Origin of the sequence: Delftia tsuruhatensis NBRC 16741, assembly GCF_001571325.1 — a bacterium.
Lineage (GTDB): Bacteria > Pseudomonadota > Gammaproteobacteria > Burkholderiales > Burkholderiaceae_C > Comamonas > Comamonas tsuruhatensis.
The window spans coordinates 1-13,489 of the sequence record NZ_BCTO01000081.1 but is presented as its reverse complement, the minus strand read 5'-3'; the positions used below and the strand labels follow the sequence as shown (position 1 = coordinate 13,489).

Annotated in this window: 7 protein-coding genes; all 7 read right to left on the bottom strand. The window is 70.7% G+C overall.

The features are described from left to right. On the bottom strand, positions 1-4,032 hold a 4,032-nt coding region (locus tag DTS01S_RS27520; protein WP_255247332.1), incomplete at its 3' end, for a type I polyketide synthase. Then, positions 4,032-9,389, bottom strand: coding sequence for a non-ribosomal peptide synthetase (locus DTS01S_RS27515; protein WP_061289818.1), 5,358 nt, complete (start codon positions 9,387-9,389; stop codon positions 4,032-4,034). The genes DTS01S_RS27520 and DTS01S_RS27515, both read right to left, overlap by 1 nt. A 20-nt stretch (positions 9,390-9,409) precedes the next feature. Beyond that, on the bottom strand, positions 9,410-10,399 hold the full coding sequence (locus tag DTS01S_RS27510) for a TauD/TfdA family dioxygenase (RefSeq protein ID WP_016450666.1): 990 nt from the start codon (positions 10,397-10,399) through the stop codon (positions 9,410-9,412). After that, entirely contained in the window at positions 10,396-11,085 is a 690-nt protein-coding gene (locus tag DTS01S_RS27505; protein ID WP_016450665.1) for a 4'-phosphopantetheinyl transferase family protein, read from the bottom strand. Before DTS01S_RS27505 ends, DTS01S_RS27510 begins: the two co-directional genes overlap by 4 nt. After that, positions 11,063-11,806 (bottom strand): thioesterase II family protein, encoded by a 744-nt coding sequence (locus DTS01S_RS27500; protein WP_061289815.1) that lies wholly within the window; start codon positions 11,804-11,806, stop codon positions 11,063-11,065. The genes DTS01S_RS27505 and DTS01S_RS27500 overlap by 23 nt, the downstream gene beginning before the upstream one ends. A gap of 5 nt (positions 11,807-11,811) precedes the next feature. Continuing rightward, entirely contained in the window at positions 11,812-12,093 is a 282-nt protein-coding gene (locus DTS01S_RS27495; protein ID WP_013801595.1) for an MbtH family protein, read from the bottom strand. A 151-nt stretch (positions 12,094-12,244) separates the two neighbouring features. Next, positions 12,245-12,769 (bottom strand): sigma-70 family RNA polymerase sigma factor, encoded by a 525-nt coding sequence (locus DTS01S_RS27490; protein WP_061289812.1) that lies wholly within the window; start codon positions 12,767-12,769, stop codon positions 12,245-12,247. Positions 12,770-13,489 lie beyond the last annotated feature (720 nt).

Sequence of the window (13,489 nt, the reverse complement as noted above, 5' to 3'; positions counted from 1 at the left end):
CTGCATGTCCTGCATGTCCTGCATGTCCTGCATGTCCTGCATGTCCTGCATGTCCTGCATGTCCTGCATGTCCTGCATGTCCTGCATGTCCTGCGTGCCCAGCAAGTCCAGCAGCAGCCGGGTGCCGCGCAGCTTGGGGGCGAATACGCGCTCCACGCTGTCCCGCGTGCGGGTGGCCAGCATGCCGCTGTCGGCATGGCCTGCGGCATGGACCACGCCATGCAGGGCGCCAAAGCGCTGGTGCGCCTGCGCCAGCGCCGCCTGCACCTGCGCGGCGTCGGCCACATCGGCCGCCAGGGTCAGCACCTGGGCGCCCTCGGCCTCCAGGGCCAGCAGCTGCAGCAGTTGCTGGCGCAGGGTGCTCGGCTGCCCGTCATCGGCGGCCAGTGCCTCCCATTGGCTGCGTGCTGGCAGCGCCGTGCGGCCCAGCAGCACCAGGCGGGCCTGCCAGTGCGCGGCCAGATGCCGGGCCAGCGCCAGGCCCACGCCGCCCAGGCCGCCCGTGATCAGGTACACGCCCTGCCTGCGCAGGCGCGGCGCCGCGGCGTCCTGCCATTGCAGGGGCTCGTAGGTCTTGCGCCAGCGGTGGGCACCGCGCAGGGCGATGGCCGTGTCGGCCGTGCGAAGCCCATGCGGCGCGCGGGCTTCGTCCAGCAGCTGGCGCGCCAGCCGGGCCTGCATTGCGGGCGAGCCCGCCTGCACCACATCGACGAAACGGCAGTCGATGGACGGGCATTCCTGCCCTATCGCCTTGCACAGCGGAAAGACGGCGGCCATCTCGGGGTTCAGCGCTTCCGCTCCGGACACATCTTCCGAACCGCCTGCGGCCACCAGCAGCAGCCGCCGTGTGCGCGGGCCTCCAGCTCCGTGCGCACGGGCCTCCAGCGCCTGCGCCAGGGCCAGCACGCTGTGAAAGCCGCGCCCCAGCGGCGCAGGGGCGGCCGCATCCATGGCCCACAGGTGGTAGATGGCGTCCACGGGGCCGAACTGCGCCTGCACCGCATCGAGCAAGTCCTCGCAATCGCGGCGCTCGCCGGGGCGCACGGCATGCCTGCCCGGGGCCAGGCAGGCGGGGGCGGCGCCCGCTTCCACGCAGACCACATCGGTGCCCTGCGCCCGCAATGCGTGCACCAGGGCCTCGGCCGTGGCACTGCCGTCGCCAAATACCAGGGCCACCTGGGCTGCGCCGGTGGTGCCTGCCGCCCACTGCAAGGGACTGCGCTGCCAGGCGGCTGCGTAGAACGGACCCGCGGTCGCCGAGGGGCCTGCCGCGCCTGCCGCTTTCGGTGCATCGCCACCCTGCCCCGCCGCCTGCACCCAGAAAGAGCGGCGCTGGAAGGCATAGGTCGGCAACGGCACGCGCCGGCCTGGCCGCCCGCCCCGGCAGGCAGTCCAGTCGATGTCCACGCCCGCGCACCACAGTCCGGCAACGGCCTGCGCCAGCAGTTGCGCGCTGCGTGCGGTCTGCTGGGGATGGGCCTGGCTGGGCCAGATGCCGGCCGCCGTGGCGGCGCGCGCATGCTGGCGGGCCAGGGCGGCAAGGGCCTGGCCGGGGCCCACCTCCAGCAGCACGCGGCCCGGCACGCTCAGCAGCTCGTCCAGCCCGTCCGCAAAGCGCACGGTATGGCGCAGGTGGCCGGCCCAGTAGGCGGGGTTCATGGCCTGCTCGGCCGTGATGGGCTTGCCGGTCACGCTGGAGATGAAGGCCAGGCGCGGCGCATGCCGGGGCACGCTGGCCACCACCTGCTCCAGCTGCGCCAGCAGGGGCTCGGTCATGGCCGAGTGCGAGGCCACGGCAATGTGCAGCCGGCGCGCGGTGATGTCGCGCGCGCGCAGCGCCTCTTCGGCCGCCTCGATGGCGGACAGCGGGCCGGACAGCACGCACAGGCGTTCGCCATTGACGGCACCCAGGTCACAGCCCAGATCCAGCAGGGATTGCAGCTCGGCCTCGGCCAGGGGCACCGAGGTCATGGCGCCCTGAGGCAGCGACTGCAGCAGGCGGCCGCGCGCCGCGACGATGCGCAGGGCATGCGGCAGCTCGAACACGCCGGCCAGGCAGGCCGCCACATACTCGCCCAGGCTGTGGCCCAGCATGGACACGGGCTGCACGCCGCGTGCCATCCACATCCGGGCCAGCGCATAGCCGATCACGAAGAGGGCCGGCTGGGCCTTGTCCATGGCGGACAGCGCCGCGTCGGCCTCCACCTCTTCACCCGGGGCGGGGAACAGCCACTGGCGCAGGTCCCAGCCTGTTTCGGCCTGCAGCAGCTCGCAGCAGCGGTCCACCTCCTGCCGGAATACACCGCCGTCGCGGTACAGGTCCAGGCCCATGTTGGCGTGCTGCACGCCCCCGCCCGGGAAAAGAAAGGCCACGCCGGGCGGCTGTGCCGGCACCTCGGTGGCCTGGCCTGCCGGCGCAGCAGCAGAAGCAGCAGCAGCAGTAGCAGAGAGGTGCAGGCCCTCCACCGCCATGCCCATGCCGTCGGCCACCACGGCACGGCGATGGCCGAAGGCGCGGCGGCCCTGCTGCAGGGTGTGGGCCACATCGTCCAGCGACAGGCCGCTGCCGGCCTGCTGCAGATGGGCAGCCAGGCGGCGCGCCGACTCATCCAGCGCACGGGGGCTGCGAGCGGACAGCGGCAGCACCTGCCAGCCCCGGGCTGTATCCGCCTGTGTAAGGGAAGGGGCGGCAGAGGTGGCAGGGGCGGCAGCAGCCTCCTGCAGCACCACATGGACATTGGTGCCGCCAATGCCGAAGGCGCTCACGCCCGCGCGGCGCGGCGTGGCCGCCTGGGGCCAGGGCCTGGCCACGGTGTTGACATGGAAGGGACTGCGCTCGAAGTCGATCTGCGGGTGCGGCCGCTCGAAATGCAGGCTGGGCGGCAAGGTGGCATGCCTGAGCGAGAGCACCGTCTTGATCAGGCCCGTGACACCGGCGGCCGCATCGAGATGGCCGATATTGGTCTTCACCGAGCCGATGGCGCAGTAGCCCCTGCGCTGCGTGCTGGCGCGAAAGGCCTGGGTCAGCGCTGCGATCTCGATGGGGTCGCCCAGCGCCGTGCCCGTGCCATGGGCTTCCACATAGCCGATGGTGTCGGCCGGCACGCCCGCCAGGGCCTGCGCCGCGCGCACCACGGCGGCCTGGCCGTTGACGCCGGGCGCCGTGAAGCCCACCTTGTCTGCGCCATCGTTGTTGGCGGCGCTGGCCAGGATGACGGCGTGGATGGTGTCGCCGTCGCGCAGCGCATCGTCCAGGCGCTTGAGCACCACAATGCCCGCGCCGCTGCCCTGCAGCGTGCCTGCGGCCTGGGCATCGAAGGCGCGGCAATGCCCGTCCGGCGAGAAGATGGCGCCGGCCTGGTAGCGGTAGCCGCCGTTTTGCAGCAGGTTGAGCGAGACGCCCCCGGCCAGCGCCATGGCGCATTCATGGCCCAGCAGCGCCTGGCAGGCGGTGTGCACGGCCATCAGCGAGGTCGAGCAGGCCGTCTGCACGGTGACGGCCGGGCCGCGCAGGTCCAGCTTGTAGGCCACGCGCGTGGCCAGGGCATCGGCCATGTTGCCGCTCATCAGGCCCAGCAGGTCGGCGACCTGGGCGCCAGGGCCCGGCGCATGGCGGGGCAGCAGATGGCGCATCAGGTAGACGCTGGCGCCCGTGCCCGCATACACGCCGATGGCGCCGGGGTAGCGCCGGCCCTCGTAGCCCGCATGCTCCAGCGCCTGCCACGCGCATTCCAGGAAAAGGCGGTGCTGCGGGTCCAGCTGCTCGGCATCGCGCGGGGTGTAGCCGAAGAAGTCGGCATCGAAGAGGTCCATGCCGGCCAGCGGCACGCCGGCCTTCACGTAGCCGGCATCGTCCAGCAGGGCCTGGGGCACGCCCAGGGCGCGCAGCTCATCGTCGCTGTAGCGCTTCACGGACTCGACGCCGTCACGGATGTTGGCCCAGAAGCGGTCGATGTCGTCGGCGCCCGGAAAGCGCCCGGCCATGCCGATGACGGCGATCTCCAGGCCGGTGGTTTCGGAGGAAGAAGACATCAGAGGGTCCTTTCGATGTGGCGCTTGCGCTGCAGCAGCGCCTCGCGGCGGCGCTGGGCCGCGTCCATGCCGTCCCGGGCGGCGGCCGCCTGCGCGGCGCCGTCGCCCTCGCCCTCGCCATCGCCCTCGCTATCTGCGCCCTGCTCGATGCGCCGCGCCAGGGCCGACACCGTGGGGTGCTTGAAGAGATCGACCAGGGACAGCTCCCGGCCCAGCCGCGCCTCCAGCAGGCCATGCACGCGGATGAGCTGCAGCGAATGCCCGCCCAGGTCGAAGAAGTTATCGCTGGCGCCTATGCGCTCCACGCCCAGCACCTGGGCCCAGAGGGCGGCAATGGTCGCGGCCACGCCGCCTTCGGGCGGCTCGTAGGCCTGGTGCTCCAGGGCCGGCAGGGCGGGCGCCTCGGGCAGCGCCTTGCGGTCCACCTTGCCGTTGGCGTTCAGCGGCAAGGCATCCAGCACGGTGATGGACGAGGGCAGCATGTAGTCGGGCAGGGCCGCGGCCAGCGCGCTGCGCAGCGCAGCCATGTCCAGGCGCTGCCCCTGCTGCACCGAGACAAAGGCGGCCAGCCGCGCGCCGTCGGCCGCCTGGCGGGCGACCACCACGGCCTCGCGCACGGCGGGGTGGGCCAGCAGTTGCGCCTCCACCTCGGCCAGCTCGATGCGAAAGCCGCGGATCTTCACCTGGTGGTCCACGCGGCCCAGGTAGTCGATCTGGCCGTCGCCGCGCCAGCGCACCAGGTCGCCCGTGCGGTACAGGCGCTCGCCCGTGCGGCTGGCGGGATCGGCGACAAAGCGCTCGGCGCTCAGGCCCGGCCGCCGCCAGTAGCCGCGCGCCAGGCCCACACCGCCCAGATACAGCTCGCCGGCCACGCCGCGCGGCACCTCGTTGAGCGCGGCATCCAGCACATGGGTACGCAGCCCGGCCACGGGGCGGCCTATGGGCACGGACAACGCGCCCTCGTCCCGGCAGTCCCACCAGGTGACCTCGATGGCCGCCTCCGTGGGGCCGTAGAGATTGAGCAGGCAGGTGCCGGGGAAGGCCTGCAGCACGGCTGCCTGCAATTCGGCGGACAGGGCCTCGCCGCTGCACACGATGCGCTGCAGCCCCTGGCAGGTGGCGGCCACCGGGTGCGCCATGAAGGCCTGCAGCATGGACGGCACGAAGTGGATGGTGCTGACCTGGTGGCGCGCTATCAGCTCGGCCAGGCGCCGGGGATCGCGGTGGTCGCCGGGGGCGGCCAGCGCCAGGCGTGCGCCGGTGGTCAGCGGCCAGAAGAATTCCCAGAAGGAGATGTCGAAGCCGAAGGGCGTTTTCTGCAGCACCGTATCGCCCGGGCCCAGCGGCTGGTGCATCTGCCCCCAGGCCAGGCGGTTGCACAGCGAACGGTGGCGGTTGGCCGCGCCCTTGGGCCGGCCCGTGGAGCCCGAGGTGTAGATGACATAGACCAGGCTGTCGCCATGCAGGGCAACGGCCGGGTTGTGGGCCGGCATGTCCTGCAGCCGGGACGCCAGGCCCGGCACATCGACCCATTGGGCACTGCAGTTGGCCGGCAGGCGGTCACGCACCTGCGGCTGCACCAGCACCAGGGACACGCCGCTGTCCTCCAGCATGTAGGCGATGCGGTCGGCCGGATGCTCGGGGTCGATGGGCACATAGGCCGCGCCGGCCTTCATGATGGCCAGCAGCCCCACGACCATCTCGATGGAGCGCTCCATGGCAATGCCCACCGGCACGCCGGGCCGCACGCCCGATGCGATCAGGTGATGCGCCAGCCGGTTGGCGCGCGCATTGAGTTCGGCGTAGCCCAGCGTGGCCTCGCCCAGGCACAGGGCCGGGGCATCGGGGCTGCGCGCCACCTGCTGCTCGAAGCGGCGGTGCACGATGTCGCCGCCGTGCACGACCTGGTCATTGCAGCTCCAGGCCGCCAGTTGCTGGCGTTCGTCGGGACCCAGCAGCGGCACCTCGTCCACGGCACATTGGGGCTGCCGGGCGAGGGCCTCCAGCATGGCCGCATAGTGGGCGGCCAGGCGCTGCATGCTGCCCGGCTCGAACAGCTCGCGGGCATAGACCAGGCTGATGCCCAGGCTGCCATCGGAGCGCTCGCGCACTTCCACGGTCAGCTCGAACTGCGCATCTGCGGCCGCCAGCGGCTGGCCGGCCACCGTCCAGCCCGGCACCTGCTGCAGCGCGTGCCAGTCCTCCACCAGATGATTGAAGAGCACCTGGAACAAGGGGCTGTGCGCCAGGCTGCGCTGCGGCTGCAGCGCCTCCACCAGCTGCTCGAACGGCAGCGCGTGGTGGGCCTGCGCGCCCTGCGCCGCCTCGCGGGCCTGCTGCAGCACGTCGGCCAGGCGCATGCGCCCGTCGATTCGGTTGCGCAGCACCAGGGTGTTGACGAAAAAGCCGACCACGCCCTGCAGGTCGGCATGCGCGCGGTTGGCCACGGGCACGCCGACGCGGATGTCCTCCTGGCCCGTGTAGCGGTACAGCAGCGCCTGCCATCCTGCCAGCAGCAGCGTGAAGAGCGTGTCTGCCTGCTGGCGGGCCTGCGCGCGCAGTGCCTGCAAGGTCGCGCCGGGCAGCTCGAAGCCGTGCCGTCCCGCCCGATAGCGTGCCAGCGCCTGGCGCGGATGGTCGGTAGGCAGGGCCAGCACAGGCTGGGCCTCGCCTGGAGGCACCTGCAACCGTTCCAGCCAGTAGGCCAGCGAGGCCTGCTGGCCTTGCTGGGCCTGTTGAGCCTGCTCCCGCTGCCAGACGGCGTAGTCCACGTACTGCAGCGCCGGGCCGCTGTCCGGGGCGCCGGCATACAGCGCCGCCAGATCGTCCAGCAGGATCTGCATGGAGGCGCCGTCGGAGACGATGTGGTGCATCACCAGCGCCAGGATGTGCTCATTGGCCTGCAGCCGCACCAGGGCAGCCCTGGCCAGCGGCCCCTGCTGCAGATCAAAGGGCTGGGCGCACAGCGCCTGCAGCCATTGGGCGGCGTGCTCCTCGCGCTGCGCGGGCTTGCCCTGCGCGGCATCCAGCCACTGCAGCTCCAGCCTGCCCTGGGGGTCCAGGCGCTGCTCGACCTCCCCATCGGGCCGGGCGTTGAATACCGTGCGCAGCGAACCGTGCCGTTCGGCCAGGCCCTGCACGGCCGCACGCAGGGCGCCTGCATCCAGCGGCCCGGTGATGCGCAGGGCGCCCTGCACGTGGTAGGCCGTGCTGCGCGTATCCATCTTCCAGAGAAACCATTGGCGCTGCTGGGCCGGCGTCAGCGGCAGGGGCATGGCGCGACGGGCCTCGGCCAGCGGGGCAATGCGCTGCAGCGCCGTGCCCGGCTGGCGCTGTTGGCACAGCCGGTCGATGTCCTGCGCCTGGTCGCGCAGCCGCGGGTGCTCGAAGACCCGCCCGGCCGGATATTCCAGGGACCATTGCCGGCAGATGCGCGCAGCCAGCCGCACGGCGGCCAGGGAGTTGCCGCCTTGCGAGAAGAAGTTGGCCTCGCCGGCCGGCTTGTGCAGGGCATCGCCACCGAGCACCTCGCGCCACAGGCCGGCCAGCGTGCTTGTGGTGGGATCTGCCGCGCCCGCCTCCTGCGGTGCCTGGCTGCCGCCGCCCGCGAAGCGGCCCGACTCGAACACGGCCCAGGCATCCAGCGTGCGCGCGGACCAGCCTTGGCGGCAGGCTGCGCGCTGCAGCTTGCCGCTGGAGGTGCGGGGCAAGGCGCCGGGGTTGAGCAGCACGATCACCCGGGGTGCCTCACCGCACTGCGCGCCCACGGCGGTGCTCAGGGCATCGACCAGGGCCTGGGCCGGCACCAGCTTTTGCATGCCGAACGAGACTTCGGCAGCAATGCCTATGCCTTCCCGGCCATCGATGTCCACCGCAAACGCGGCCACGCGTCCCTTGCGCACGGCTTCGACCTCGGCCTCGACCACGCGCTCGATGTCCTGCGGGTAGAGGTTGTGCCCGCGCACGATGATCAGGTCCTTGATGCGGCCCGCCACATGGACCTGCCCGCCGTGCACGAAGCCCAGGTCGCCCGTGCGCAGCCAGCGCCGGCCTGCATGCTCGACAAAGGCCTGCTGCGTTTGCTGCGGCTTGCCCCAGTAGCCCTGGCTGATGCTGGGGCCGTGCGCCCAGATCTCGCCCACGCGGCCGGGCTCCAGCACCTGCAGGCTGTGCGGATCGACGATGGCCACGGCATGGCCGGGAACGGCGGGGCCGCAGCCCACCAGCGCGGTGGTCTGCGAGGCGCCGGGGCTTTCCACGGCCCGGCCCTGGCCCAGGGCCTCGGTATCGAAGGACGTGATCGTGGCGCCCGCGCCGCAACTGCCGCCGGTGATGAACAGGGTGGCTTCCGCCAGGCCGTAGCAGGCATAGGCCGCGTCGGGCCGCAGGCCGCAGGCGGCAAAGCGCTGGGCGAAGGCCGTGACGGTGTCGGCACGCACGGGCTCGGCACCGGTATAGGCCAGCCGCCAGCTCGACAGGTCCAGCTGCGCCAGCTGCGACGGCTTGATGCGCTCCAGGCACATGCGGTAGGCGAAGTCGGGGCCGCCGCTGATGGTGGCGCGGTGGCGCGAGATCAGTTCCAGCCAGCGCACGGGGCTTTCCAGAAAGAGGCGCGGCGAGGTCAGCACCAGCGGCAGGCCGCTGTACAGGGGCTGCAGCAGGCCGCCGATCAGGCCCATGTCGTGGTACAGCGGCGCCCAGGACATGAAGCGGTCGCCCGCGCCGATGTCCATGCGCTGCTGGATGGCGGCCTCGTTGGCGATGAGGTTGCCGTGGCTGACCATCACGCCCTTGGGCGCCGAGGTGGAGCCCGAGGTGTATTGCAGGAAGGCGATGTGGTCGGCAGCCGGGGCGTGGGGCCGCCAGGCGTCGGCATCGGCCAGGTCCACCTGGTCGGCGGCCACGGCGGCAATGCCGGCAAAGCGCGCATCGGCGCCGGGCAGGGCCTGCATCACTTCGGCAGTGCTGATCACGCAGGCCGCGTCCGCGTCGCCCACGATGCCCAGCAGCCGCTCCAAGTGCTGCACGCGCAGCGATTCCAGCGGCGGCACCGGCACGGCGATCACGCCCGCGTAGAAGCAGGCCAGCATGCTGGCGGCGTAGTGCTCGTCGTTGTCCATCATCACCAGGGCGCGCGCGCCCACGGGGCACAGCTGCTGCAGCCGGGCGGCCAGCGCGCGCACGCGGCGGTCGAACTCGCCATAGCTGTGGCTGCGCTCGACCACGCGGCCGTCCTGCACGGCGGCCACGGTGAGCCAGATGTCGTCGGGCCGCTGCTGCGCCAGGCCCCTCAGATGCTCGACCAGGCTGGCCGGCGCCTGGCCTGCTGCCGCGATTGCACTTTGTCCACTCAGCATGTCAGCTGCCTCCCGGGTTCTCAGAAACGGTCCAGATTGCTGCGCGGCTCGGCCATGGCGACGATGACCTTGCGCGGCCCCTTGAAGGGCGAGCGCGCATGGGCCACGAGCATGTTGTCCAGCATCAGCACGTCGCCCTGCTCCCAGGGGAAGCTGACGGTCTCGGCGTCCAGCGCGGCGCGCACCTCGGCGAAGATGTCGTCGCCGATGGTGGAGCCGTCGGCGAAGAAGGTGTTGCGCGGCAGGTTCTCGATGCCGTAGACCTCCTCCAGCACCTCGCGCTCCTCGGGCTCGCGCGCCGAGATGTGGAACAGGTGGGCCTGGTTGAACCAGACCATCTCGCCCGTGACGGGGTGGCTTTCCATGGCCTGGCACAGCTGGCGCGTGCGCAGGCCGTCGTCTTCCTTCCACTCCCAGTCCATGCGCGCATGGCGGCAGAAGGCCTCGACCTCGGCGCGGCTTTCGGTGTTGAAGACCTTCTGCCAGGGCACGTCCATCTCGCCGAAGTTGCGCACGTAGAGGATGCCGGGCTCGAACAGCTCGCGGATGCGCGCCGGAATGCGGCGGTAGACCGCACGGCTGTCGGCAATCGGCGTCTCGCCGCCCTCGGGCGATGCGGTGACGCAGTGGAACCAGATCTTCATGGGCCACTCGCGCGTGTAGGCCTGCTCGTTGTGCAGCGGAATGCTCTGGTGGGCCGGGTACTCGGTGGAGGTGTAGACGCCCGCGCCGCTGGAGGCCTCGACCGCGCTGCGCGGCGTGGAGGCGAATTCGTACTTGAGCAGCGGATGGCCGAAGGCCGAGGCAAAGCGCTGGAAGGTCTCCACATCGGGCACGCCAAAGCCGCGCAGCAGCACGCCGCCCGTGGTCAGCAGGGCTTCGTCGATGTCGCGACGCAGCGGCGGCAGCGCGGCCAGCAGGTCCTGGCCCGGCTGGGCGGGCGTGATGAGCTGGGGAAGCAGCGAGCCCGCGGGGGCCTTGCGCTCGAAGCGCTGGAGGGTTTCGTTCATGTCGATTCCTTGGTGCGCCACGCAAGAGCTGCCGCGTAGCCCGGCGGCGCTGGAAGCGCCATCGCTTGAAAACCATTCCAGTCGGGAACCGCGCAGGCGATGGCCAGCCGTCCGTCCCCTCCCGGGCTGATGCCAATGGAGCGCAGGTGCTCGGCCACGCCAATGCCGATGGCCTTGAGCACGGCTTCCTTGCCCACCCAGCGCTGGTAGAAGGCCGCCAGCCGATCAGGCGCACGGCGCACGCTGGCGCGTTCCTGGTCGGTGCAGACGGCGTCGAGCATGACCTCGGCATCGAGGTCGGGCTTGTGCTGCTCTATGTCCACGCCCAGGTGCAGCACGCCACCGGGGTCGGCCAGCGCGATCAGCGCATGGCCGCCCGAATGCGAGACGTTGAACACAGGTGCCCTGTGCGGCTCGTCATCCACGAAAGGCTTGCCGTGCGTGCCGATGGCCAGGGGCACATCGGCCGGGCAGCAGCCCAGCCTGCGCCCCAGCAGCCGCCGCGTGGCAGCGCGCGTCTGTGCGAAGCGCAGCCGGTCGGCGGCCCGCACGAAGCGCGCGGCGCGACCGCGCTCCTCGGGGGTCAGGTGCGGCAGGCTGTCGCTCAGCTCGGCCGACAGGTCCAGGTCCAGCCTGAAGACCTCGATGCCCTGGCTCATGGCCTCACGCACGGACACGAGCTGCATGGATTTCCCCCTGGAGTGACTGGGACCCGGCCAGGCGCTGCGCCAGCACGGCCAGCACATCGCCTTCGCGCTGCCTGATGAAGAAATGCCCGCCCTCGAACCAGTCCAGCGTGAAGGCCCCGGCGGCCTCCTGCGACCAGGCCTGTACACGGGGCGCCTCGATGTCGTCCTGCCGCCCCGCAAAGACATGCACCGGCAGCGGCAGGCCCGCAGCGGGCACATGGCCGAAGCTCTCGCAGACTCGGTAGTCGGAGCCCAGCACATCCAGCGTGATGCGCATGAGCTCGGGGCTGCCAAACACCTCTTCGGGCGTGCCGCCCTGCCTGCGCAGATCGGCAATCAGCGCCGCATCGTCGCCCTTGCCCGCAAAGCGCTCGGGATCGCGGCAGGCCGGTGCCGGGCTGCCCGAGGCAACCAGGGCCAGCGGCAGCTCCCTGCCCTGCTCGCGCAATTGCCGCACCATGCCGAAGGCCAGCAGCGCGCCCATGCTGTGGCCCAGCAGCGCAAAGCGGCCGCGCATGGCCTGGCGCTGCTCGGCGCACAGCAGCGAGACCAGTTGCCCGAAGTCCTCGACCGCAGGCTCGCCCAGCCGGCTGCCCCGCCCCGGCAGCTCCACCGGCGCAATGCGGATCCAGTGGGGCAGCAGCCTGCGCCAGCGCAGGTACATGGTGGCGCTGGCGCCTGCGCACGGCAGGCACAGCAGGGTCAGCGGCGCGTGCATGCGCGTCAGCCCGCTGCGGTTTCGGTATCGGTATCGGCCTTGTGCCGCGCGGCGCCGGAGCCCGCCTGTTCCTGCTGCTGCATCCACACGCGCAGCGACTTGGGCCGCATGTCCGTCCAGGTGGCGTCCACGTAGTCGAGCACGGTTTTCTTGTCGCCCTTCACGCCCTCCACGGCGGTCCAGCCGCCGGGCACGGCCTTCCAGTGCGGCCAGATGGAATACTGTTCCTCGTGGTTGACCAGAACGATGAAGGTTTCGTCTTCGCGGTCGAAGCAGCTTGTAGACATGCAGGCGTCCTTAATGCGGTTGAACATCGGTGAGGCCAGCTCCGGATCGCGGCGATCCGGTACTGCGCCTCTGTTGAACATGACGTTCCGGATCCGAAACTGTTCACGCCGCGTGCGCGCCGGTTCCAGGTCGTGCGCCGGGCTGCACCGTTCAATGGCGGTCCAGCAGCGAGCGGTGGACATGGATGGCCTTGCAGGCGTCGGCAATCCTGGCGTTCACCAGGCCCAGCGCGCACTCCATGTGCTCGGCGATCTGGCGCTGGGTGAGGCCCTTGATGCGGTACAGCTCGAAGGTCTCCCGTGTCTTGGGCGGCACCTCATCAAGAGCCTGGTCGATCAGCCGTATGGCCTGGGACTCGAACAGGCTGCGCTCGGGCGAGCGGCCGTCCGGTATCTCCAGCGTGTCCACATCCACGCCGTGGGTGCGGTAGGTGTTCTCGCGCTCCTGGCGGCGCAGGTAGTCCAGCGCCATGTTGCAGACGGCGCGCGTCCAGTAGGCGGCGGGCTTGGCGATCTCGGCATCGCTGCGCATCTCGGCAACGCGCAGATAGGTGTCCTGCACGGCCTCGTCGGCCAGTTCGGGATTCCTGAGAATTCTTCGCGCGACCCTCACCAACTGTCCACGCGAAGCAATGAAGACCTCTTCCAGCGAAGAATGTGTGTGATTCAAGGACACGATGCAGTTCCTCTCGCAAGCTAGGCAAGAACATCAAGGGGAAATGTCGACCGCAGGTCGATGGACGGCCGGCGTGCCGCCCGTGCAATAGGGCGGAGCGGGACTCGGCACAGGCGGCAAGCGGAGGCACAACCGCTGACCGCAGGGCATCAGTGCGCGCCGATGCGCATCGGCGTGACTTGGGAGGCAGGCCTAGATCGGCCTCATGACGGCCTCAGGGCGGCGGCCGCCCTCGCCGGATCCATGCGTCCTGCAACAGGATCGGCAAGGGCTGTGCAGCCTTGCAGACGTGCTGAAACTTGAACCGGGACCATGGCATGCAGTGGCGCTCCTTTGACGTTTTCCAACATTGAAATGAGAAGCATTACCAGTTCCGGCGACAGGACCGGGCCTGGAATGGCTGCTCACACCTGCCTGGAAGACGTCCCGCCAGTGCAAACGGAGACACGGCTATCGGCTGTGGAAAATCGGCAGGCATCGCCTATGGCGCATCGCATCACCATGGCTTTCCCTCGCCGTGGATGATGGGCCTGGATCATGACGGACTGGTGATGCCCGATACATCGGGATGGAAGCAGGAACTGCCTGCAGCGCAGGCCCCTGCCATCGCACTGGGCAGGCCCCATCGAGACGCGGCCCGCAGCGAAACTGCAGACGAAAAAAAGCCACCTTGCGGTGGCTTCTTGTCTGCGCAAACGCGGCGGTTTGCACAAGGAATCT

What these genes read in the sequence shown, in the direction of transcription:
- DTS01S_RS27505 (WP_016450665.1), bottom strand. Translation starts at nt 11,085, where the DNA reads ATGCAGCTCGTGTCCGTGCGTGAGGCCATGAGCCAGGGCATCGAGGTC.
- DTS01S_RS27510 (WP_016450666.1), bottom strand. Translation starts at nt 10,399, where the DNA reads ATGAACGAAACCCTCCAGCGCTTCGAGCGCAAGGCCCCCGCGGGCTCG.
- DTS01S_RS27500 (WP_061289815.1), bottom strand. Translation starts at nt 11,806, where the DNA reads ATGCACGCGCCGCTGACCCTGCTGTGCCTGCCGTGCGCAGGCGCCAGC.
- DTS01S_RS27515 (WP_061289818.1), bottom strand. Translation starts at nt 9,389, where the DNA reads ATGCTGAGTGGACAAAGTGCAATCGCGGCAGCAGGCCAGGCGCCGGCC.
- DTS01S_RS27495 (WP_013801595.1), bottom strand. Translation starts at nt 12,093, where the DNA reads ATGTCTACAAGCTGCTTCGACCGCGAAGACGAAACCTTCATCGTTCTG.